Annotated in this window: 15 protein-coding genes and 2 pseudogenes; 16 read left to right on the forward strand and 1 reads right to left on the reverse strand. The window is 69.3% G+C overall.

Translation table 11 applies throughout. The features are described from left to right. The first annotated feature begins 2 nt into the window (after positions 1 to 2). Together BJF87_RS25275 and BJF87_RS25280 are read left to right on the forward strand one after the other, a co-directional pair. Positions 3 to 812, forward strand: coding sequence for an RNA methyltransferase (locus BJF87_RS25275; RefSeq protein WP_006360757.1), 810 nt, complete (start codon positions 3 to 5; stop codon positions 810 to 812). Positions 813 to 858: 46 nt separating this feature from the next. Next, complete coding sequence (locus BJF87_RS25280) at positions 859 to 3,351, forward strand: Tex family protein (RefSeq protein ID WP_035752210.1); 2,493 nt, start codon at positions 859 to 861, stop codon at positions 3,349 to 3,351. A gap of 48 nt (positions 3,352 to 3,399) precedes the next feature. Here BJF87_RS25280 and BJF87_RS25285 read toward each other — a convergent pair whose 3' ends face one another. Then, entirely contained in the window at positions 3,400 to 4,266 is an 867-nt protein-coding gene (locus BJF87_RS25285; RefSeq protein ID WP_035752211.1) for an alpha/beta fold hydrolase, read from the reverse strand. A gap of 148 nt (positions 4,267 to 4,414) precedes the next feature. Here BJF87_RS25285 and BJF87_RS25290 point away from each other — a divergent pair, with 148 nt between their 5' ends. The 14 genes and pseudogenes from BJF87_RS25290 (at position 4,415) to tyrS (ending at position 23,017) form a co-directional block, all read left to right on the forward strand. Then, complete coding sequence (locus BJF87_RS25290) at positions 4,415 to 5,854, forward strand: acyltransferase (protein ID WP_035752213.1); 1,440 nt, start codon at positions 4,415 to 4,417, stop codon at positions 5,852 to 5,854. Positions 5,855 to 5,949: 95 nt separating this feature from the next. Beyond that, a complete protein-coding gene (pheS, locus tag BJF87_RS25295) occupies positions 5,950 to 7,002 on the forward strand; it encodes a phenylalanine--tRNA ligase subunit alpha (protein ID WP_035752522.1) in 1,053 nt (350 codons plus the stop codon). 56 nt (positions 7,003 to 7,058) lie between these two features. Next, positions 7,059 to 9,530, forward strand: a complete 2,472-nt coding sequence (gene pheT / locus BJF87_RS25300; RefSeq protein WP_075864096.1) for a phenylalanine--tRNA ligase subunit beta — start codon at positions 7,059 to 7,061, stop codon at positions 9,528 to 9,530. Positions 9,531 to 9,602: 72 nt separating this feature from the next. Beyond that, entirely contained in the window at positions 9,603 to 10,661 is a 1,059-nt protein-coding gene (gene argC / locus BJF87_RS25305; RefSeq protein WP_075864097.1) for an N-acetyl-gamma-glutamyl-phosphate reductase, read from the forward strand. Then, positions 10,658 to 11,932, forward strand: coding sequence for a bifunctional glutamate N-acetyltransferase/amino-acid acetyltransferase ArgJ (gene argJ / locus BJF87_RS25310; protein ID WP_035752221.1), 1,275 nt, complete (start codon positions 10,658 to 10,660; stop codon positions 11,930 to 11,932). Before argC ends, argJ begins: the two co-directional genes overlap by 4 nt. Then, a complete protein-coding gene (gene argB, locus BJF87_RS25315) occupies positions 11,929 to 12,855 on the forward strand; it encodes an acetylglutamate kinase (protein WP_006360749.1) in 927 nt (308 codons plus the stop codon). Before argJ ends, argB begins: the two co-directional genes overlap by 4 nt. Next, positions 12,852 to 14,045, forward strand: a complete 1,194-nt coding sequence (locus BJF87_RS25320; protein ID WP_075864098.1) for an acetylornithine transaminase — start codon at positions 12,852 to 12,854, stop codon at positions 14,043 to 14,045. Before argB ends, BJF87_RS25320 begins: the two co-directional genes overlap by 4 nt. Beyond that, positions 14,042 to 14,965: an ornithine carbamoyltransferase gene (argF, locus tag BJF87_RS25325; RefSeq protein ID WP_075864099.1), complete on the forward strand. Its 924-nt coding sequence runs from the start codon at positions 14,042 to 14,044 to the stop codon at positions 14,963 to 14,965. Before BJF87_RS25320 ends, argF begins: the two co-directional genes overlap by 4 nt. Before the next feature lie 27 nt (positions 14,966 to 14,992). Next, the gene (locus tag BJF87_RS25330) at positions 14,993 to 15,499 is read left to right on the forward strand and encodes an arginine repressor (protein ID WP_006360746.1); all 507 of its coding nucleotides are present in this window, start codon (positions 14,993 to 14,995) and stop codon (positions 15,497 to 15,499) included. A 161-nt stretch (positions 15,500 to 15,660) separates the two neighbouring features. Then, positions 15,661 to 16,860, forward strand: a complete 1,200-nt coding sequence (locus BJF87_RS25335; RefSeq protein WP_006360745.1) for an argininosuccinate synthase — start codon at positions 15,661 to 15,663, stop codon at positions 16,858 to 16,860. Continuing rightward, positions 16,857 to 18,308 carry an argininosuccinate lyase gene (gene argH, locus BJF87_RS25340; protein WP_075864100.1) on the forward strand — a complete coding sequence of 484 codons (1,452 nt, stop codon included), beginning with the start codon at positions 16,857 to 16,859 and terminating at the stop codon, positions 18,306 to 18,308. Before BJF87_RS25335 ends, argH begins: the two co-directional genes overlap by 4 nt. A gap of 85 nt (positions 18,309 to 18,393) precedes the next feature. Then, positions 18,394 to 21,389 (forward strand): annotated as a pseudogene (locus BJF87_RS25345) (AMP-binding protein). Between the two features lie 5 nt (positions 21,390 to 21,394). Beyond that, the gene (locus BJF87_RS25350) at positions 21,395 to 21,610 is read left to right on the forward strand and encodes a Trm112 family protein (protein WP_006360742.1); all 216 of its coding nucleotides are present in this window, start codon (positions 21,395 to 21,397) and stop codon (positions 21,608 to 21,610) included. Between the two features lie 76 nt (positions 21,611 to 21,686). Next, positions 21,687 to 23,017 (forward strand): annotated as a pseudogene (tyrS, locus tag BJF87_RS25355) (tyrosine--tRNA ligase). Positions 23,018 to 23,354 lie beyond the last annotated feature (337 nt).

Consider the following 23,354-nt stretch of genomic DNA (forward strand, 5'->3'; position numbering starts at 1 on the left):
CGATGACGGAGATCCTGTCCGAGCGATCCTCGCGGGTCGTGTCGTATGCGAAGCTCCATCGCGCTGCCGAGCGGCGTGAGCAGGGGCGTTTCCTCGCCGAGGGGGCCAACTCGGTGTCCTCGGCTCTCGCGGTCGACCGCGCCGAGGTGGTGCTGGTCGCCGACGAGGACCAGCTCCGGCATCAGGGGATCACCGCCGCCGCCGAGGCGGCCGGCGTCCCGGTTCTCGTGATCTCCGCCCGTGCGGCGTCGAAGCTCGCGGAGACCTCGACCCCGCCCGGGATCTTCGCTGTCTGCCCGCTCCTCGACGTGCCGCTCGAGGCCGTCCTCGCCGACGAGCCGCGGCTCCTCGCGATCGCCGTCGAACCGCGGGAACCCGGCAACGCCGGAACCCTCATCCGATGCGCCGACGCGATGGGCGCCGATGCGGTCGTGCTGCTCGGTGACGCCGTCGATCCCCACAACGGCAAGTGCGTCCGCGCGAGCGCCGGGAGCGTGTTCACCGTGCCGGTGGTGCGTCAGCGCGCCCTGACCGAGGGTCTCGACGCCATCGCCGGCGCCGGCATCTCGCTGCTCGCGACGGCCGCCGACGGCGAGGTGAACCTCGATCACGCCGCCGAGGTGTTGTCCGGCCGGGTCGGCTGGCTCTTCGGTAACGAGGCCCACGGCCTGTCCGCCGACATCCAGGCGGCCGCCGACCACCGGGTGTCCATCCCCATCCGCGGTCGCGCGGAGAGTCTCAACGTCGCCGCCGCGGCAGCGATCTGTCTGTACGAGAGTGCGCGTGTCCACAATGCGGTGGGTCGCGGCTGACAGCTGTCCGAGGCGGCCGGTAGGGTCGGCGATCGTGTCAGAAACCGTGTCACCCGCGTCCGTGCCCCAGCCCGAGTCCGCTCCCGCAGTCCCCGCCCCATCGGATGCCGCGACCCCGCAGACGGTGCCCACCCCCGACCCCGCGGTCGTGAACGCCCGCATCGCGTCGGCGATCGCCACCGAACTCGGCGTCGGCGTCGGACAGGTCCGGGCCGCGATCGAACTACTCGACGGCGGGTCGACCGTCCCGTTCGTCGCCCGGTACCGCAAAGAGGTGACCGGCGGTCTCGACGACACCCAACTGCGCACCCTCGACGAGCGTCTCGGATACCTGCGCGACCTCGAGGCCCGGCGTCAGTCGGTCCGCGAGTCGATCGCCGCACAGGGCAAGCTCGACGCCGAACTCGACGCACGAATCCTCGCGGCCGACACCAAGGCCCGCCTCGAGGACATCTACCTGCCGTACAAGCCCAAGCGCCGCACCAAGGCCCAGATCGCCCGCGAGGCCGGGCACGAGCCGGTGGCCGACGCGCTGCTGTCGGATCCGACCACCGATCCGTCGACCTTCACCGCCGAACAGCTCGACGGCGCCCGCGCGATCGCCGTCGAGCGGTTCGCCGAGGATGCCGACCTGGTCGGTGAACTGCGTGAACTGATGTGGCAGACCGGCGTGCTGCGGACTGCCGTCCGCGAGGGCAAGGAGGCGGCCGGCGCCAAGTTCGCCGACTACTTCGACTTCTCCGAACCCTTCACCTCGATCCCGTCGCACCGGGTGCTCGCGGTGCTTCGCGGAGAACGCGAGGAGATCCTCTCGGTCACCCTCGACGCCGATCCCGAGGCGGCCGATCGTCCGGCCGGACCCGGTCCCTACGAGCAGCGCATCGCTGCCCGGTTCGGGATCTCCGATCAGGGCCGTCCCGCCGACCGCTGGCTCGCCGACACCGTCCGCTGGGCGTGGCGCACCAAGCTGTTCGTCGGACTCTCGCTCGACGTCCGGATGCGTCTGCGCCAGGCCGCCGAGGCCGACGCGGTGGCCGTCTTCGCCACCAACCTCAAGGACCTGCTCCTGGCCGCCCCGGCCGGCGCCCGCACCACGATGGGCCTCGACCCCGGCCTGCGGACCGGCGTGAAGGTGGCCGTGGTCAACGAGACCGGCAAGGTCGTCGACACGGCCACCATCTATCCGCACGAGCCGCGTCGCGACAAGGCCGGTGCGCTGGCGGTGCTGGGTGCGCTCGTCCAGAAGCACGGCGTCGATCTGATCGCGATCGGCAACGGCACCGCGTCGCGGGAGACCGACGCCCTGGCCGGCGAACTGATCGCCGCGATCAAGGACTCCGGTAAGAAGCCGCCGACGAGCGTCGTGGTCTCGGAGGCCGGGGCATCGGTGTACTCGGCGTCGGCGTACGCCTCGAAGGAACTGCCCGACCTCGACGTGTCGATCCGTGGCGCCGTGTCGATCGCCCGCCGCCTGCAGGACCCGCTCGCGGAACTGGTGAAGATCGATCCCAAGTCGATCGGCGTCGGCCAGTACCAGCACGACGTCTCCGAGACGCTGCTCGCCCGGTCGCTCGGCGCCGTGGTCGAGGATGCGGTGAACGCGGTGGGTGTGGACGTGAACACCGCATCGGTGCCGCTGCTTTCCCGCGTCTCCGGCATCACCGCCGGACTTGCGGAATCCATTGTCGCGCACCGTGACTCGAACGGGGCCTTCCGCAGCCGCAAGCAGATCACCGATGTGCCGCGCCTCGGGCCCAAGGCGTTCGAGCAGTGTGCCGGCTTCCTCCGGATCACCGACGGCGACAACCCGCTCGACGCGTCCAGCGTGCACCCGGAGGCCTACCCGGTCGTCACCCGCATTCTCGACAAGGTCGGCGCCGACGTCCGCTCGCTGATCGGTGACACCGCCACCCTCACCAAGCTGCGTCCCGACGACTTCGTCGACGAGACCTTCGGTCGTCCGACCGTCATCGACATCATCGCCGAGCTCGACAAGCCGGGTCGCGACCCGCGCCCCGAGTTCAAGACGGCGACCTTCGCCGCCGGGATCGAGAAAGTCTCCGACCTCACGCCCGGCATGGTGCTGGAAGGTCAGGTCACCAACGTGGCGGCCTTCGGCGCCTTCGTCGACGTGGGCGTCCACCAGGACGGCCTGGTCCATGTGTCGGCGATGGCCCACCGCTTCGTGTCCGACCCGCACGAGGTCGTGAAGTCCGGCGACATCGTGAAGGTGAAGGTCATGGACGTCGACGTCGAACGCAAGCGGATCGGACTGTCGCTTCGCCTCGACGACGAGCCGGGGACCGGCAACTCCGGCGGCAAGGGCGGCACTCGTGCGCCGCGCAGCGACAACGAGCGCGGCAACCGCGGTGGGGGCGGAGGCCAGGGACGCCGCAACGATCAGCGTGGCGGCCAGGGCGGCCAGGGCGGTCGCGGCAACCAGGGCAACCGCGGCGGCGGCAACAACCGCAACGACCGCCGGCCGGCGCCGAGCGGTGCGATGGCCGACGCGCTCAAGCGCGCCGGCTTCGGCAAGTAGTTCTCACGTCGACGGTCCCGGCGCTTCGCGTGCCGGGACCGTTGCGTTTCAGCGGGATTCGGTGCTCACGAGATCGTCGAGGAAATCGATCAGACCGCTACTCAGGACGTCGTTGTCATCACCGCTGACCATGTGGCCGGCGCCGGTGACGTCGATGTAGCGGGCACCGGGGATCAGTTCGAGGAGTTCCCGTGCGCCCTCGTCGCTGACAACGTCGGACTGTTTGCCCCGGATGAGCAGGGTCGGCACCCGCACCGCCCGAGCGGCCTCCCGTGCACGTTCCTCGCGTTCGGCGGCCGTCCGCTCCATGTGGTCGCGCGGCGCGAGCATTCGCGGGTCCCAATGCCAGTACCAGCGGCCGTCGCGCTCGCGGAGGTTCTTGCGGAGCCCCTCGATCCGGGGCGGGCGACTCCGGTGCGGGTTGTAGGCGACGACGGCGTCGAGGGCGTCCTGGAGACTGTCGAAGCCGGTGAGTCCGTCGCGCATGAAGCCGGTGATCTTGGCGATCCCCTCGGGTTCGGCGGTGGGCGTGATGTCGACGAGGACCAGCGCCCGTGCGATGGACGGGTCGTGACCCGCAGCGTGCAGGGACGCCAGCCCGCCCATCGAGGCACCGATCAGTACCGGCGGTTCACCCAGGTCGTCGACGATCTGCCGCAGGTCGCGGGCGTGCGCACCGTTGCTGTAGTCGGCGTCGTCGGGCCATTCGCTGTCGCCGTGGCCGCGGGCGTCGATGGTCAGAGCGCGCCAGCCGTGCTCGGCGAGGCGGGCACCGGTCCGCTGCCACGAGTGCCGGGTCTGTCCACCTCCGTGCAGCAGCAGTGCGGTGCCGGTCGGCGGGCCGGAGGGTTCCCAGATGTCGGCGGCGAGCCGGATACCGTCGCCGCGCAACTGGGTGATGCTGGAGGGCTTCATCTCTTCGTCTCTACCCGTGCGCGTGGGCAACCGGAGAGCTTTCCGGCGGCCCGTGACATGTGCCACACGCGAGTGCTGCGGGGATTGCCGCCCCCGACCGAGTAATTCTGCTCAGGCCCGGCGGGACGCTCCTGGCGAGACTCGATGAATGCTCACGACCTCCGCTCGACCGACCGCCGGAAAGCCGGCGGAAAGGCTGCCGACGCCACACGAACTGGCGGCGCTCACCGGCGACCGCGACCGGGTCGTCGACCTCATCCGCATCTGCTCGTTGCTCGTGGTGGTCGTCGGTCACTCGATCATGCTGACCGTCGACACCTCCGACGGTGCGATCCGCCTCGGCAACACCCTCGGCGAGGTACCGATCCTGCAGCCGGCCACCTGGCTGCTCCAGGTGCTGCCGCTGTTCTTCTTCGCAGGCGCCGCGGCGTCGACGCATGGCTGGATGTCGCGGGCATCCGACGACCCTCCCGCCGCGGGGCACTGGCTGTTCACCCGCACCCAGCGTCTTCTCCGACCGCTCGGCTGGTATCTGGGAGTGGTGCTGGTGGTGCTGGCCGGGCTGACGACCGCCGGCCTGGACGCCGCGGCCGACGTAGTCGCGCGACTCGGCGTTCAACTGCTGTGGTTCCTCGGTGCGTATCTCCTCGTGCTGGCCGTCGTCCCGCTGCTACAGCGGATCCGCACGCCTCTCCACGTGTTCTTGGCGCTCGGAACATGCTGGGGGAGTACGGCACTCATCGACGCCATCCGGCTCCACGCCGGCCCGTCGTGGCTGGGCTATCTGAACTTCCTCACCGTGTGGACGATCCCCGCCGTGCTCGGAGTCGCCTACGCCAAGCAGATCCTGCGTCCGGGGACCGCCGCGGCCGTGTCCATCGGTGCCCTGATCCTCGACACCGGGCTCGTGCACCGGGGTCCGTACGAGATCTCGCTCGTGACCGTGCCGGGGCAGCAGCTGTCCAACATGAGTCCGCCCAGCCTGCTCCTCGCCGGTCACGCGATCGTGCTCTGCGCAGGTGCCGTTGCCGTCCGCCGGGTACTGGCGACGATCGCCGGACGTCCGCGGGTCTGGTGGTGGGTCGTCCTCGGCAATCGCGGCGCGATGACGCTGTACCTCTGGCACCTGCCGGTGCTCGCCGCGGTCATCGTCCTGGGCGCGGTGACGGGCCTGGACCGTGCCGACGTGCAGTCCGCGTCGTTCCCGATCGTCGTCGGCGTCCAGACGATGCTGCTCCTCGCGCTCATGGTGCCCGTCGTCGTGATGCTGTCTCCGCTGGAGAACCGGCCGCTGCCGTGGTGGGACGGCCCCGTCGCCCGGCGAGCGGGACGCGCGCGGGACCTGACCCTGCTGGCCGCGCTGGTGTGCCTCGGCATCGCGGTCCTGATGGTGTCGCGGTACGGCCTGCTCGGCGACGGCATCGGGTGGCTGATTTCCGGGATCGGATGTGCGGTGACGGGTCGTGTCCTCGCTCTTCGACCCGCTGCGCGAGGCGGGGGAGACGCGGTTCCCGGAGACGACGCCTCCCTGCAGGTCAGTGCGTCGCGGCGGTCGACTACCCTCGATGAGAGTCATCGCCGCCGTTGACGGTCGTCCCGAGCCGGTTTTCCGCGCCCGAGCAGCCCTGGCGCGTGACGAGGACGCGTCCATCCACCGACCCACGCATGAGGAGCTCGCCGACCGTGGCCACTTCCGCCGACGAAACGGTATTCCCCGGACCCGACGACCTCGAGGCGGCCGCGGCGTCGGCCATCGAGGCCTTCGAGGCGGCGGCCGACCTCGAGCAGCTGTCCGCGGCGAAGTCCGCGCACCTCGGCGACCGCTCACCGATCGCGCTGGCCCGACGCGCACTCGGCAGCCTGCCGAAGGAAGAGCGCTCGGCGGCCGGCAAGCTCGTGAACCAGGTTCGCGGGCGGGTCACCGCGTCGCTCGAACTCCGGACCGCGGTCCTCGAAGCCGAACGCGATGCGGCGGTCCTCGTCGCCGAGTCGGTCGACGTCACCCTGCCCAGCGGCCGCCGCCCGGTCGGCGCGCGCCATCCCATCACCGTGATCGCCGAGCAGGTCGCCGACGTCTTCGTCGGCATGGGCTGGGAGATCGCCGAGGGCCCCGAGGTCGAGACCGAACACCACAACTTCGACGCTCTCAACTTCCTGCCGGATCACCCGGCACGGTCGATGCAGGACACCTTCTACATCGCGCCCGAGGGCTCGCGTCAGGTGCTGCGCACGCACACCTCGCCGGTCCAGGTGCGCTCCATGCTCAACCGCGACCTGCCGATCTACGTGGCCTGCCCCGGCCGCACGTTCCGCACCGACGAGCTCGACGCCACCCACACCCCGGTCTTCCACCAGATCGAGGGACTCGCCGTCGACAAGGGTCTGACCCTGGCGAACCTGCGCGGCACCCTCGAGACATTCGCCCGTGCGCTGTTCGGGCCGGAGACCACCACGCGGATGCGTGCGTCGTACTTCCCGTTCACCGAACCGTCGGCCGAGGTCGACGTCTGGTTCCCCGCCAAGAAGGGCGGACCCGGCTGGGTCGAGTGGGGCGGCTGCGGCATGGTCAACCCGAACGTGCTCCGCGCCAGCGGAATCGACCCGGACGTCTACTCCGGCTTCGCCTTCGGCATGGGCCTGGAACGCACCCTGCAGTTCCGCAACGACATCTCCGACATGCGCGACATGGTCGAGGGCGACATCCGGTTCACCCTCCCGTTCGGTCCGGCCGCCTGAGCGGCCCGGCACGCATCCTCAGACTTCCACGACGCGACGAAAGTAGTTGATACACAGTGCGTGCACCACAGTCCTGGTACACAGAGGTCCTGCGCTCGGGCGACCCGGAGTGGTCGGCGACCACCGAGGAGATCGACGCGGGATTCGTCCGCGTCGGTTTCGAGATCGAGGACATCGAGAAGTTCCCGGAGATCACCGGACCGCTGGTGATCGGTCGCGTGGAGACGATCGAGGAGCTCACCGAGTTCAAGAAGCCGATCCGCTTCTGCACCGTCGAGGTCGGTGAGGCCGAGCCGCGCGGCATCGTCTGCGGCGCCCGGAACTTCGCCGTGGGTGATCTGATCGTCGCCGCACTGCCCGGTGCCGTGCTGCCCGGCCCGTTCGAGATCGCCTCGCGCAAGACCTACGGCCGCGTCTCCGACGGCATGATCTGCTCGGTCTCGGAACTGGGCATCGGCAACGACCACAGCGGCATCCTGGTGCTGGCCCCCGGAACCGCCGAGCCCGGCGCCGACGCCCGCGAGGTCCTCGGACTCGACGACGCCGCCATCGACGTCAACGTCACCCCCGACCGCGGATATGCCTTCTCGATCCGCGGTCTCGGCCGCGAGCTGGCGAGCAGCTTCGAGGTGCCCTTCGTGGATCCGGGCGTCGTGGAAGCCGGCGTCACCGCGGAGGGCACGCCGTGGCCCGTCGCCATCGAGGACGGCTCCGGCGCCACCCGCTACACCGCGCGCGTGATCACCGGCGTCGACCCGAAGGCGATCTCGCCGTGGTGGATGCAGAAGCGACTCTTGGTCGCCGGAATCCGACCGATCTCGGCGATCGTCGACGTCACCAACTACGTGATGATCGAACTCGGTCAGCCGCTGCACGCTTTCGACGCCGACCGCATCACCGGCACCGTCACCGTCCGCTCGGCGAAGCCGGGCGAGAAGTTGCGCACCCTCGACGAGGTCGACCGTGTGCTCGACCCCGAAGATGTCGTCATCGCCGACGCGACCGGACCCATCGCCCTCGCGGGCGTGATGGGCGGCGGCGCGACCGAGGTGGGCGACTCGACCACCACCGTGCTGCTGGAGTCGGCGACCTTCGACCCCGTCCGCGTCTTCCGCACCGGCAAGCGCCACAAGCTGACCTCCGAGGCGAGCAAGCGCTTCGAGCGCATCGTCGACCCGGAGATCACCGCGGTCGCCTCCGATCGCGCCGCCCAGCTCATCGTCGAGATCGCCGGTGGCACCATCTCGTCGCCGCTGTCCGAGGCGCGCGTCGCGACGCCGCTCCCGTCGGCGATCAGCATCGCCGCCGACGAGCCCGATCGTGTCGCGGGTATCAGCTACCCGGCGGGCACCACCGCCGCGCGCCTCACCGAGGTCGGTTGCGTGGTCACCGGCACCGACACCCTCGACGTCGTCCCGCCGTCGTGGCGTCCCGACCTCAAGCAGCGTGCCGACCTCGTCGAAGAGGTGCTGCGGCTCGAAGGTCTCGAGGACATCCCGGCCGTCGTGCCGCGCGCTCCGGGTGGCACCGGCCTCACGCCGGTGCAGCGGCGCCGTCGCAGCGTCGGACGCACCCTCGCCCTCGACGGTTATGTCGAGGTTCTGCCGTACCCGTTCATGCCGGCCGGGGTCTTCGACCTCTGGGACCTGCCCGCCGATGACGAGCGCCGCCGCACCGTCAAGGTCCTCAACCCGCTCGAGTCGGACCGGCCCGAACTCAACTCGACGCTGTTGCCGGGCCTGCTCGAGATGGCCGCGCGCAACATCGCCCGTGGTCAGCGCGATCTGTCGCTGTTCACCATCGGTCAGGTCGTCATCGCCGGTGACCACGTTGCGCCCGTCCCCGCGCTCGACGTGACGCAGCGCCCCACCGATGAGGACATCGAGGCGCTCGACGCCTCGCTGCCGCATCAGCCGCTGCACGTCGGCGTCGTCCTGACCGGCCTGCGCGACCCCGCGGGGCCGTGGGGTCCGGGACGTGCCGCCGACTACCTCGACGCCTTCGAGGCGGCTCGCACCATCGCGCGTGCTGCGGGAGTGGAGGTCGAACTCTCCGCCGCCGATCACCGGCCGTGGCATCCCGGCCGCTGTGCCCGACTGACCGTCGACGGACGCACGGTCGGCTACGCAGGCGAGCTCCATCCGGCGGTGCTCGAACGCGCCCACCTGCCCAAGCGTGCCTGCGCGGTCGAGATCGACATCGACGCCCTGCCGCTCCGCGAGGTGCTGCCCGCTCCGGCGGTGTCGGTGTTCCCGGCCGTCCTGCAGGACGTCAACGTGGTGGTCGCGGCCGACGTGCCGGCCGCCGACGTCCGGTCGGCGCTGCGCGGCGGCGCGGGTGAGCTGCTCGAGGCCATTGCCCTGTTCGACGTCTTCACCGGCGAGCAGGTCGGCGACGGCAACAAGTCGCTGACGTTCTCGCTGCGCTTCCGCGCGAGTGATCGCACGCTCACGGAGGACGAGGCCAACGCCGCGAAGCTGGCCGCGGTCGACGCCGCCGCCGAACGAGTGGGCGCCCGCCTCCGCTGACACGAGGGCCGGACCGCCGACCCACTCCACCCCGTCTATGAATTGATTTGCAGGCTGCTGCATAATGATTGCATGGCTTCGACAAGCTCAACCAGCAAGGTGAAGGTCGCGGTGGCCGGCGCGAGCGGCTACGCGGGCGGTGAGATCCTCCGACTCCTGTGCGGGCATCCACGTCTGCGATCCGGCGAGCTCGAGATCGGTGCGCTGACTGCCGGCGGCAACGCCGGCACCACGCTCGGATCCCACCATCCGCACCTGTTGCCGCTGGCAGATCGGGTTCTCGAGGAGACCACTCCGGAGATCCTGAGCGGCCACGACGTGGTCTTCCTGGGGCTGCCGCACGGCGCATCGGCCGTCATCGCCGACGCCCTGCCGCCGACCACGCTGATCATCGACTGCGGCGCCGACTTCCGGCTGCGCGATGCCGGTGACTGGACCTCGTATTACGGCGGCGATCATGCAGGCACCTGGCCGTACGGCCTGCCCGAGCTACCCGGCAATCGGGAGGTCCTCAAGGACGCCAGCCGGATCGCCGTTCCGGGTTGCTACCCGACGGTGTCGATCCTGTCGTTGCTCCCGGCGATCGCCGCGGGGCTGGCCGAGCCGCACGTGACCGTGGTCGCGGTCAGCGGCGCGTCGGGTGCCGGTCGTTCGCCGAAGGTCGATCTGCTGGCCTCCGAGGTCATCGGGTCGGCCCGGGCCTACGGTGTCGGCGGAGTCCACCGGCACACCCCGGAGATCTCGCAGGCACTGTCGGAGGCGGCGCAGCAGCCCGTCACCGTCTCGTTCACCCCGATCCTCGCGCCGATGGCCCGGGGCATCCTCGGGACGTGCACCGCACGGACCACCGCAACCGGTGACGAAGTGCGCGCGGTCTACGAAAAGGCCTACGCCGACGAGGAATTCATCCACGTCCTACCGGAAGGCCGCCTGCCGGCGACCGGTTCGGTCATCGGTTCCAACGCCGTTCAGCTCGGGGTGACCGTCGACGAGCGCGCGCAGACCCTCGTGGTCGTCGGCGCCGTGGACAACCTGACCAAGGGGACCGGTGGCGCCGCGGTCCAGTCGATGAACCTGGCGCTGGGCTGGACAGAGAACGAGGGACTGAGCACCGTGGGAGTTGCACCATGACAGGCGTTGACGGAACCGGAATCCCGAACGCGCAACCGGATCCGGAGCGCATCGAGGGCGGGGCCCCCGGCGACACGCCGCGGCTCCTCCGCGAACAGGGTGTCACCGCGCCGCTGGGTTTCCGTGCTGCGGGAATCGCGGCCGGTATCAAGGAATCCGGTAACCCCGACCTCGCCCTCGTGTTCAACGAGGGTCCGGACCACTCGGCCGCCGGCGTCTTCACCAGCAACCAGGTCAAGGCGGCACCGGTGCTGTGGTCCCAGCAGGTCCTCACCACGGGCACGCTGCGCGCGGTGATCCTCAACTCGGGCGGCGCCAACGCATGCACCGGGCCCGGCGGATTCCAGGACACCCACAAGACGGCCGAAGCCGTCGCGGAGGCCCTGAGCAACTGGGGGACCAGCACCGGCGCCGTCGAGGTGGCAGTCTGCTCGACCGGCCTCATCGGCGACCGCCTCCCGATGGACAAGGTCCTCACCGGCGTCACCGAGATCGTCCAGGAGATGGGCGGCGGACTCACCGGCGGCACCGACGCGGCACACGCCATCATGACCACCGACACCGTGCCGAAACAGGCTGCGCTGCACCACCCACAGGGATGGAACGTCGGCGGCATGGGCAAGGGCGCCGGGATGATGGCGCCGTCGCTCGCGACGATGCTCGTGGTGCTCACCACCGACGCCGCAGCCACCACCGACCAGCTCGACACCGCACTGCGCCGCGCGACCGCGCGGACCTTCGACCGGCTCGACATCGACGGCTCCATGTCCACCAACGACACCGTGCTCCTGCTGAGTTCGGGTGCCAGCCAGATCCCGGTCGACCAGGCCGATCTCGACGAGGCCGTCTTCGCGGTCTGCGACGACCTGGCCGCCCAGATGCAGGCCGACGCGGAGGGTGTCACCAAGCGGGTCACCATCACCGTCACGGGCGCACCGACCGAGGACGATGCCCTGGTCGTCGCCCGGTTCGTGGCCCGCGACTCGCTGGTCAAGACCGCTCTGTTCGGCTCCGACCCCAACTGGGGCCGGGTGCTGGCCACGGTCGGCGCGTCACCGGTCCGGATCGATCCGGACGTGATCGCCGTGTCGTTCAACGGATTCCCCGTGTGCGAGAACGGTTGTGGCGTCGAAGGAGCGCGCGACGTCGACCTCTCCGGTGCCGACATCGACGTCCTCGTCGACCTGAAGCTCGGCGACGCCTCGGCGTCGGTCCGGACCACGGACCTCTCGCACGCGTACGTCGAAGAGAACTCGGCGTACTCGTCATGAGCGACACGACACCGGATTCCGGTGCCCACCAGATCGATCCGGCCGCCGGCCTCGTGAAGGCGAAGGTCCTCGCCGAAGCGCTTCCCGCGCTGCAGGAACTCGCCGGCGCCACGATCGTCGTCAAGTACGGCGGCAACGCCATGGTCGACGACGAGCTGAAGAAGGCGTTCGCCGCGGACATGGTGTTCCTCCGGGCCTGCGGGATGCACCCCGTCGTCGTGCACGGTGGCGGACCGCAGATCTCGGCGATGCTGAAAAAGCTCGGCCTGCAAGGAGAATTCAAGGGAGGATTCCGGGTCACCACACCCGAGGTGATGGACGTCGCCCGGATGGTTCTCTTCGGTCAGGTCGGTCGTGAACTGGTCGGTCTCATCAACGCCCACGGCCCTTACGCCGTCGGCATCACCGGTGAGGACGCCCATCTGTTCACCGCAACGCGGCGGACGGTTCTCGTCGACGGCGTCGCCACCGACATCGGACTCGTCGGCGACATCTCCTCGGTGAACACCTCCGCGGTGCTCGATCTCGTTGCGGCAGGGCGCATCCCGGTGGTCTCGACCATCGCCCCCGACCGCGACGGCGTCGTCCACAACATCAACGCCGACACCGCGGCCGGTGCGCTCGCCGAGGCGCTCGGCGCATCGCGGCTGGTCATGCTCACCGATGTCGAAGGGCTGTACACCGATTGGCCCGACCGCGGGTCGCTGGTGTCCCGGATCGACACCGATTCCCTGGCCGAACTGCTGCCCTCGCTGGATTCCGGCATGGTCCCGAAGATGGAGGCCTGCCTGCGTGCGGTGACCGGGGGAGTCGAACGCGCCCATGTGATCGACGGCCGCGTCGCCCATTCCGTGCTGGCCCAATTGCTGACCGAGAGCTCCACCGGCACCACCGTCGTCGACCCGCGTGAGGAGGACCAGTGACCGCACCGCTGCAACAGCGTTGGGGCCAGTCCCTGATGAAGAACTACGGCACCCCGCCGATCGCCCTGGTCGGCGGTTCGGGACCGTACGTCACCAATGCCGACGGCAAGCGATACCTCGACCTGCTCGGTGGGATCGCGGTGAACTCCCTCGGCCACGCGCATCCCGCGATCGTCGAGGCCGTCACCACCCAGTTGCAGACGCTCGGGCACGTGTCGAACCTGTACATCTCGCCGCCCGTCGTCGAACTCGCGGAGAAGCTGCTCGACCGCTTCGGCCACCCGGGTCGCGCGTTCTTCTGCAACTCCGGCACCGAGGCCAACGAGGCCGCCTTCAAGCTCGCGCGCCGGACCGGCCGGCCGGAGATCGTGGCCGCCGAGAAGGCCTTCCACGGCCGCACCATGGGTGCGCTCGCCATGACCGGGCAGCCGTCGAAGCGTGCGCCGTTCGAGCCGATGCCCCCGGGCGTGCGGTTCGTGCCCTACGGCGACACCGAGGCACTCGACGCCGCGGTCACCGACCAGACCGCCGCTGTCATCCTCGAACCGATCCTCGGTGAGGCCGGCGTGATCGTCCCGCCCGCCGACTATCTGGCCGCCGCCCGCCGCATCACCAGCGAGCGCGGCGCGCTGCTGATCCTCGACGAGGTGCAGACCGGCGTCGCACGGACCGGGACCTTCTTCGCCCACCAACAGGTGGGTGTGGTGCCCGACGTGATGACACTGGCCAAGGGCCTCGGCGGCGGACTGCCGATCGGTGCGTGCATCGCCACCGGCCCGGCCGCCGAGCTGTTCGAACCCGGCCAGCACGGCACGACCTTCGGTGGCAATCCCGTCGCCGCGGCGGCCGCGCTCGCCGTGCTCGGGGTCATCGAGTCCGAAGGCCTCACCGATCACGTTGCCGCCGTGGGAAAGACGATCGCCACCAGCATCGAGGACCTCCACCACCCGCTGATCGCCGGCGTGCGAGGCGCCGGTCTGCTCCTCGGCATCGAACTGACCGAGGCGCTGTCCGGACGCGCCGAGGCCGCGGCGCGCGACGCCGGATTCCTCATCAACGCACCGGCACCCGACGTGCTGCGGCTCGCACCGCCGCTGATCATCACCGAGGAACAGGCACAGTCCTTCGTCGGCGCGCTGCCGGCGATCCTCGACACCGCTGCCCAGAACGACAAGGGAGACAAGGCATGACGCGTCACTTCCTACGCGACGACGACCTCACCCCCGCCGAACAGGCCGAGGTGCTCGCCCTCGCCGCCCTGGTGAAGGCCCAGCCGTTCGCCTTCCGCCCGCTCGAGGGACCCCGCGGGGTCGGGGTGATCTTCGACAAGAACTCGACTCGTACGCGCTTCTCGTTCGAGGTGGGCATCGCCCAGCTCGGCGGTCACGCGGTGGTCGTCGACGGTCGCACCACCCAGCTCGGCCGCGAGGAGACCCTCGAGGACACCGGACGCGTGCTGTCGCGCTTCGTCGACGCCGTCGTGTGGCGCACCTTCGGGCAGGACCGCCTCGAGGCGTTGTCGTCGACGGCAACCGTGCCGGTCGTGAACGCGCTGTCGGACGAGTTCCACCCGTGCCAGGTGCTCGCGGACCTGCAGACGATCATCGAGCAGAAGGGCTCGCCCAGCGGTCTGAAGATGACCTATCTGGGCGACGGCGCCAACAACATGGCCCACTCGCTCGGCCTGGGCGGCGTCACCGCCGGGATGCACGTCACGATCAGCGCTCCCGAGGGTTTCCAGCCCGATCCGGCGATCATCGCCGACACCGAGCGTCGTGCCGCGGAGACCGGGGGATCGGTTCACCTCGTGACCGATCCCGTCGAAGCGGTCACCGGTGCCGACGTCCTGGTCACCGACACCTGGGTGTCGATGGGTCAGGAGGAGGACGGCAGGGACCGCACGGCACCTTTCCGGCCGTACCAGATCAACGACGAGTTGCTCGCCCACGCCGCCGACGATGCGATCGTGCTGCACTGCCTGCCGGCTCATCGTGGCGACGAGATCACGGCGTCGGTCATCGACGGTCCGCGCAGTGTCGTCTTCGACGAGGCCGAGAACCGTCTGCACGCGCAGAAGGCCCTGCTGATCTGGCTGCTGGAGCACCAGTGAGATGACACCAGAGAGTCAGGACGAGTTGTGACCGCCGGAGCCGAACCCACGGAGAACCGCCTCGCCGCGACCCGCGCGGGCCGGCATGCGCGGATCATCGACATCCTGTCGACCCACCAGGTGCGCAGCCAGTCGGAGCTGCAGCGGTTGCTGGCCCAGCACGGAATCGATGCCACGCAGGCCACGCTGTCGCGTGATCTCGACGAGCTCGGGGCCGTGAAGCTGCGGGCCGCCGACGGCGGCGCGGGTGTGTACGTGGTGCCGGAGGACGGTTCGCCAGTGCGCGGCGTGTCGGGCGGGACCGATCGCCTCTCGCGCCTCGTGTCGGAACTGCTGGTCTCCACCGACAGCAGCGGCAACCTCGCCGTGCTGCGCACGCCGCCGGGCGCCGCTCACTACCTGGCGGCCGCCCTCGACCGCGCCCGGCTCCCCGACGTGGTGGGCACGATCGCCGGTGACGACACGATCTTCGTCGTCGCCCGCGAGCCGCTCGACGGCGCCGAACTCGCCAAACGGATCGAGGGCCTCGTGTAAACCCCCCGTCCCGCTGCAGAACCACCGGCCGCGCCCGCCGACGGCCGGACAGCACAAGTACCGCAACCGAACACACCGCCAACCGAGACCCGGACGGTGTGGTCGGAACCCCGGGGCCGATGATGGACTCGGGTCATCGCTTAGAACAGGAGCTTCACCTCATGGCAGAACGTGTCGTACTCGCATACTCGGGCGGCCTGGACACCTCGGTCGCGATCAGCTGGATCCAGAAGGAGACCGGCAAGGAGGTCGTCGCCGTGGCTCTCGACCTCGGGCAGGGCGGCGAGGACATGGACGTCATCCGCCAGCGCGCCCTCGACTGCGGCGCGGTCGAAGCCGTCGTCGTCGACGCCCGTGACGAATTCGCCGACGAGTACTGCCTCCCGGCGATCACCTCGAACGCCCTCTACATGGACCGCTACCCGCTGGTCTCGGCGCTGTCGCGTCCGCTCATCGCCAAGCACCTCGTGACCGCCGCCCGCGATCACGGCGGCACCGTCGTCGCCCACGGCTGCACCGGCAAGGGCAACGACCAGGTCCGCTTCGAGGTCGGCTTCGCCACCCTCGCACCCGATCTGGAGGTCATCGCACCGGTTCGCGACTACGCGTGGACCCGCGAGAAGGCGATCGCCTTCGCCGAAGAGAACAACATCCCGATCAACGTGACCAAGAAGTCGCCGTTCTCCATCGACCAGAACGTGTGGGGTCGCGCCGTCGAGACCGGCTTCCTCGAGGACCTGTGGAATGCACCGACGAAGGACGTCTACAGCTACACCGAGGACCCGACCGTCAACTGGAACACCCCCGACGAGGTCATCATCGGCTTCGACAAGGGTCGCCCCGTCAGCATCGACGGCCGGCCGGTCTCCGTGCTGGAGGCCATCGAGGAGCTGAACCGCCGCGCCGGTGCACAGGGTGTCGGACGCCTCGACGTCGTCGAGGACCGTCTCGTCGGCATCAAGAGCCGCGAGGTCTACGAGGCCCCGGGCGCCATGGTGCTGATCCGCGCCCATGAGGAACTCGAGCACGTCACCATCGAGCGCGAGCTCGGCCGCTACAAGCGCGGCACCGACCGCAAGTGGGCCGAGCTGGTCTACGACGGTCTCTGGTTCTCGCCGCTGAAGCGTTCGCTCGACGCCTTCGTGGACTCGACCCAGCAGCACGTCTCCGGCGAGATCCGCCTGGTCCTGCACGGCGGCAACATCGCCGCCACCGGACGTCGTAGCTCCGAGTCGCTCTACGACTTCAACCTCGCGACCTACGACGAGGGCGACAGCTTCGACCAGTCGGCGGCCCGTGGCTTCGTCGAGCTGCACGGCCTGTCCTCCAAGATCTCGGCCAAGCGGGACCTGAATCTGTGAGTGGCGAGCAGACCGGCGGGACGACCAACGAGGGTTCGCTCTGGGGCGGCCGTTTCGCCGGCGGTCCGGCCGCGGCGATGGCCGCCCTGAGCAAGTCGACCCATTTCGACTGGGCCCTGGCACCCTTCGACATCCAGGCATCCAAGGCCCACGCCCGAGTGCTCAACAAAGCGGGATTGCTCACCGACGACGACCTGACCGGCATGCTGGACGGCCTCGACCGTCTGGCGGCCGACGTGGCCGACGGGACGTTCGGTCCCGCGGAGTCCGACGAGGACGTCCACGGTGCGCTCGAACGCGGTCTCATCGAACGGGTCGGCCCCGAGCTCGGCGGACGACTCCGCGCCGGCCGGTCGCGCAACGACCAGGTCGCCACGCTGTTCCGGATGTGGCTGCGCGCCGCCATGCGCCGCGTCGCCCTCGGACTGCTCGACGTCGTCGACGCGCTGACCGCCCAGGCGGCTGCGCATCCCGACGCGATCATGCCCGGTAAGACGCACCTGCAGGCGGCCCAGCCGGTGTTGCTCGGCCACCACCTGCTCGCCCATGCGCAGCCGTTGCTCCGCGACATCGACCGGCTCGCCGACGCCGACCGCCGAACCGCGGTCTCGCCGTACGGCTCCGGCGCCCTGGCCGGTTCGTCGCTGGGCCTCGATCCGGCCGCCATCGCGGCCGACCTCGGGTTCGACGCCCCGGCCGAGAACTCCATCGATGCCACCTCGTCCCGCGACTTCGCGGCCGAGGCGGCGTTCGTGTTCGCGATGATCGCGGTCGACCTCTCCCGGTTGTCCGAAGAGGTGATCATCTGGAGCACACCGGAATTCGGGTACGTGACGCTGGCCGACGCCTGGTCGACGGGAAGCTCGATCATGCCGCAGAAGAAGAACCCGGACGTCGCGGAGCTGATGCGCGGCAAGGCCGGCCGCCTGATCGGCGACCTGACTGGTCTCCTCGCGACGCTCAAGGCGCAGCCGCTGGCGTACAACCGTGACCTCCAGGAGGACAAGGAACCGGTCTTCGACGCGGTCGCGCAGCTCGAGATGCTGCTGCCGGCCGTCACCGGACTGGTCGCGACGCTCGAGTTCCACACCGACCGCATGGAGGAGCTGGCCCCGGCCGGCTTCACCCTCGCCACCGACATCGCCGAGTGGATGGTCCGGCAGGGTGTGCCCTTCCGCGTCGCCCACGAGGTCGCCGGAGCATGTGTCCGCGAGGCCGAGTCGCGGGGCATCGGCCTCGATGAGCTCGACGACGAGACGCTGACCGGCATCAACCCCTCGCTCACCCCCGCGGTCCGCGAGGTGCTGACGGTGCGCGGTTCGGTCGAGTCGCGCAACGCGCATGGCGGTACCGCGCCCGATCAGGTACGACGTCAGATAGACGTGGTGTCGGCGCAGTCGGCCGACCTGCGGACACGCTGGGGCGCCGGTCCCGGAGGACGAGGCTAGAACCACTGCCGAGTGGGTAGAGTGACATGTGTCACCGACGTGTCGGTGGTGGACGTTTCGCTGACAACGGGGAGGAATCGACGCGATGGTGGGTTTGGACGGGCTCCCGGATCTGGGCGGTGTGGTCAGCCGGGTGGTGGCGACCGCTCAGAACGGACTCGAGGTGCTCCGCTTCGGCGGTCTCGAGACCGGGACCGAACCGGCCCCCTTCGCGATCGTCGAGACCCACAAGATGTTCCGGCTGCGCCGGTACTTCCCGAACGAGCCGTCCACCGGCCCGAACATCGTGCTCGTGCCGCCGATGATGGTGTCCGCGAACGTCTATGACGTGACCGAACACAACGGCGCGGTGTCGATCCTCCACCGCAACGGCATCACCCCGTGGGTGGTCGACTTCGGGTCCCCGGACACCGAAGAGGGCGGGATGGAGCGCAATCTCGCCGACCACGTGGTGGCCATCAGCCGCGCGATCGACCTGATCGTCGAGGCCACCGGCCGCGACATCCACCTCGCCGGGTACTCCCAGGGCGGCATGTTCGCCTACCAGACCGCGGCGTACCGGCGGTCGAAGGGGATCGCGAGCCTCATCACCTTCGGTAGCCCGGTCGACGTCCTGGCCGCGCTACCCCTCGGGTTGCCGGCGGGGCTGGTTGCGCCGGCCGCGGAGTTCCTCGCCGAACGCTCCTTCGTGCGGAACCTCTGGGTCCGGGACTGGATGGCGCGCACCGGCTTCCAGCTCCTCGACCCCGTCAAGACGGTCCGCAGCCGCATCGACTTCCTACGTCGTCTCCACGACCGTGAGGCGCTGCTCCCACGCGAAGACCAGCGGCGGTTCCTCGAGGCCGACGGCTGGGTGGCCTGGTCCGGTCCGGCGATCGCCGAACTGCTGCGCCAGTTCGTCGCGCACAACCGCATGGTCTCCGGTGGCTTCGTCATCAACGGTGACCTCGTGTCACTCACCGAGATCACCTGCCCGATACTGGCTTTCGTCGGCGAGGCCGACGACATCGGCCAGCCCGCCGCGGTGCGCGGGATCGTGCGCGCCGCACCCGACGCCGAGGTCTACGAGTCCACCCTGCCCGTCGGGCACTTCGGTCTGGTGGTCGGTTCCTCGGCCGGTCAGCACACCTGGCCCACCACGTCGGACTGGGTGAACTGGCTGTCGGCCAACGGAACCCGCCCGGAACTCATCAGCGAGATGTCGCTGGTCGAGCCGGGGCACGGCGGTGGCGTCAGCCTGTCGTCGCGCATCACCCACGGCGTGGGGTCGGTCGCCGACGCCGGCACCGCGGCCTCCCGGGAACTGCTCACACTGGTCAACTCGCTGCAGCGCACGTCGCGGGCCGTCGCGTCGGAGTCGGTGCGCACGGTGCCCCGCCTGCTGCGCCTGGGCCAGATCCAGAGCGGCACCCGGATCTCGCTGTCGAAGCTGATGGCCGAGAACACCAAGAAGCACGGTGACAGCGAGCTCTTCCTCTTCGAGAACCGTGTACTCACCCACGCCCAGGTCGACACCCGCATCAACAACGTCGTCGCCGGCCTCATCGACTGTGGCGTGCGGCCGGGGCAGCACATCGGCGTCCTGATGGACACCCGCCCGAGCGCCCTGGTCGTGGTCGCGGCCCTGGCCCGGCTCGGCGCCGTCTCGGTGCTGCTGGCCGCAGACGCGACGTGCGGGAGATGATGCGTCTCGCCGACAGTTCGGTCATCGTCACCGACCCCACCAACCTGGACCTCGCCAGCGCGGCGTCGGACCGGGTGCTGGTGCTCGGCGGTGGCAGTGGCGACTCCCGCGCCATCGACGGTGTCGACGGCGCGACGATCATCGACATGGAGCAGATCGATCCCAACGCCGTCGACCTGCCCACGTGGTACCGGCCCGATCCCGGTCTCGCGGGAGATCTCGCGTTCATCCTGTTCAGCCGTGCCCGGGGGAAGCTCGTGCCGTGGCCGGTGACCAACCACCGATTCGCGATGTCGGCGTTCGGTGCAGCCTCGGCGGCGGCGCTCTCCGACCGCGACACCGTGTACTGCCTGCCGCCCCTGCACCATGCCTCCGGCCTGCTGACGAGCCTCGGCGCGACGGTGGTCGGCCGGTCCCGTATCGCGTTGTCCAACGGCATCGACCCGGAGACCTTCGCGACCGAGGTGCAGCGCTACGGCGTCACCGTGGTGTCCTACACCTGGTCGATGCTGGGCGACGTCGTACGTGATCCCCGTTTCCGGATCAACCAGCACAACCCGATCCGGCTGTTCATGGGTTCCGGGATGTCGGCGGGTCTATGGGAAGACGTATGCAGCAGCTTCCCCCGCGCCCGGATCCTCGAGTTCTTCGCGACCGCCGATGGCTCGGCGATCCTGGCCAACGTCTCCGGCGACAAATTGTCCTCCGTCGGGCGGCCGCTCCCGGAGACCAACCCGGTCGAGGTCGCGGCCTACGACATCGCAAACGATCGTCTTCTGATCGACGAGTCCGGATTCGTCCGGCGTGCCGAGGTGGGCGAGCCCGGGTTGCTGCTGGCCAAGGCCCGGCACAAGTTCGACACCAACGGCACGGTGCTGCGTGACGTCTTCACCAGCCGCGACCGGTGGGAGGTCTCGGGGCACCTGTTCGTCCGCGATGCCGACGGCGACCTGTACTTCCTCGGCGCCACCGACCGGGTGGTCCGAACCGAGGCCGGACCCGCGTTCATCCCGCCGATCACCCACGCGCTGTCGCGGATGCAGGGCGTCGACCGGGTCGTCGCCTACGGAGTGGGGGAGCCCGGACACCAGGTGCTCGTTGCCACACTGACCCTGCGCCCGGATGCCAAGCCCGAGTCTCTCACCGTCACCCAGCTGCGCATCGCACTCGGGGAGTTCCCTGCTGAGATCCGACCGCACCTCATCCGCGTGGTCGACGAGATCCCGCACTCCGCGTCGTACCGTCCGTTGAGCACCGTCTTCGCGGCCGAAGGGCTGCCCAAGCCGGGAGCGCGGATCTGGTACCGCGACGAGGAGGGGCGCTACCGGCGGTACACCAGGACGATCGCCGAGAAGCTGGACTGGGGCGGGTCGTCGGTCGACGATGCCCTAGGCTGAGCCGCGTGACGACACGCGCTGAGGCCATCGACCCGATCGTGCGCGAACGGCTGGCCTGCCCGCAGGACCACGGCCCGCTGATCAACGCCGGCGACGAGCTCTACAACCCGCGGCTGCACGTCGCGTACCGGATCGATGCCGACGGAATCCCCGTCATGCTCATCGACGAGGCACGCAAGGTCGACGACGCTGAGCACGAACGACTGGTCTCCGGGCAGTAGCCCGACGCACCGGTCTCGACGCACATACGTGTCAGCTCGTCCGAGCGCCGATCTCGATGGATGACAAGATCGAGGGGTGAGTGCTGAGACTGAGGGAACCGCCAACACGACCGAGGGAACCGTCCGGACCGGGAACGCTCCCGTCGACATCCTGGACGAACTCGGCTGGCGAGGTCTGATCGCGCAGTCCACCGACCTCGACGCACTGCGCGAGGCTTTGGCGGACGGGCCCATCACGCTGTACGCGGGCTTCGACCCGACGGCGGCGAGCCTCCATGCCGGCCACCTCGTGCCGCTGCTGACCCTCAAGCGATTCCAGCTCGCCGGTCACCGACCGATCGTTCTCGCAGGTGGCGCCACCGGCCTCATCGGTGATCCGCGTGAGGTGGGGGAGCGCACCATGAACGCTCCCGACACGGTCGCCGAATGGGCCGGCCGGATCGACGCGCAGCTGCGCCGCTTCGTCGACATCGACGAATCGCCGACCGGTGCACTCGTCGTCAACAATCTCGACTGGACCGGACAGCTCACCGCCATCGAGTTCCTCCGCGACCTCGGCAAGCACTTCTCGGTGAACGTCATGCTGGCCCGGGACACCGTGAAGCGGCGCCTGGAGGGTGACGGGATCAGTTACGCCGAGTTCAGCTATCTGCTCCTGCAGTCCAACGACTTCGTCGAGCTCAACCGCCGGTACGGCTGCCTGCTGCAGATCGGTGGCTCTGATCAGTGGGGAAACATCATCGGCGGTGTCGACCTGGGACGCCGTCTCGACGGATTGTCGCTGCATGCGCTGACCGTGCCGCTCGTGACCTCGTCGGACGGCAAGAAGTTCGGCAAGTCCACCGGCGGCGGGAGCCTTTGGCTCGATCCCGAACTCACCAGCCGTATGCCTGGTACCAGTACTTCGTGAACACCGCCGACGCAGACGTGATCCGCTACCTGCGGTGGTTCACCTTCCTCGGTCGTGAGGAGATCGCCGACCTCGAGCAGGCGACGGAGGAGAAGCCGCACCTGCGCCTCGCGCAGAAGAAGCTGGCCGCCGAGATGACCACGCTGATCCACGGGGAAGAGAACACTCGCGCCGTCGAGCTCGCCAGCCACGCACTGTTCGGACGTGCTGAGCTCGACGAACTCGACGAGGCCACGCTGGCAGCAGCCGTGGGGGAGACCGTCATCGCCGAGTACTCGGAGAAGCGACCCACCATCATCCAGTTGCTCGTCGACACCAAACTGTCCGAGAGCAACAAGGCCGCACGTCGTGCGGTGTCCGAAGGCGGCGCCTACGTGAACAACACCAAGATCACAGATCCGGAGTGGCAGCCGGCCGCCTCCGACCTGCTTCATGGTCGCTGGTTGGTCGTGCGACGAGGCAAGAAGAGTTTTGCCGGAGCAAAGCTGAGCCTCTGACCAGGGGATTTGACGCGTTGTTCGCAGCTGTGTAACTTAATCGACGCACCGCAGAGAGCAACTGCCCCGGAGCCGCAAGCACCGGGGAGCCAGAAGTGCCCGAGCCAATCGCTCGGGCCGCCTGTGCGGGGCCACTCCCAAGAACAAGATCACGAGTACATCTCGTGCTCTGGGAAAGCTCATCGGAGCCGGACTCATCACGAGGACGTCTGGTGGGTGTGTGTTCTTTGAGAACTCGATAGTGTGATGATGAATTGTCTGATGCCATTTTGGCATCGTGCATTCTTTATGGATGTAGATGTTTGTTTTTTGTGTGGCGCTCGGCTTTGTCTGGGTG

The organism is Gordonia sp. CNJ-863, assembly GCF_001942325.1.
Classification (GTDB): Bacteria; Actinomycetota; Actinomycetes; order Mycobacteriales; family Mycobacteriaceae; genus Gordonia; species Gordonia alkanivorans.

What these genes read in the sequence shown, in the direction of transcription:
- argC (WP_075864097.1), top strand. Translation starts at nt 9,603, where the DNA reads ATGGCTTCGACAAGCTCAACCAGCAAGGTGAAGGTCGCGGTGGCCGGC.
- BJF87_RS25275 (WP_006360757.1), top strand. Translation starts at nt 3, where the DNA reads ATGACGGAGATCCTGTCCGAGCGATCCTCGCGGGTCGTGTCGTATGCG.
- argF (WP_075864099.1), top strand. Translation starts at nt 14,042, where the DNA reads ATGACGCGTCACTTCCTACGCGACGACGACCTCACCCCCGCCGAACAG.
- BJF87_RS25335 (WP_006360745.1), top strand. Translation starts at nt 15,661, where the DNA reads ATGGCAGAACGTGTCGTACTCGCATACTCGGGCGGCCTGGACACCTCG.
- argJ (WP_035752221.1), top strand. Translation starts at nt 10,658, where the DNA reads ATGACAGGCGTTGACGGAACCGGAATCCCGAACGCGCAACCGGATCCG.
- argB (WP_006360749.1), top strand. Translation starts at nt 11,929, where the DNA reads ATGAGCGACACGACACCGGATTCCGGTGCCCACCAGATCGATCCGGCC.
- BJF87_RS25290 (WP_035752213.1), top strand. Translation starts at nt 4,415, where the DNA reads ATGCTCACGACCTCCGCTCGACCGACCGCCGGAAAGCCGGCGGAAAGG.
- BJF87_RS25285 (WP_035752211.1), bottom strand. Translation starts at nt 4,266, where the DNA reads ATGAAGCCCTCCAGCATCACCCAGTTGCGCGGCGACGGTATCCGGCTC.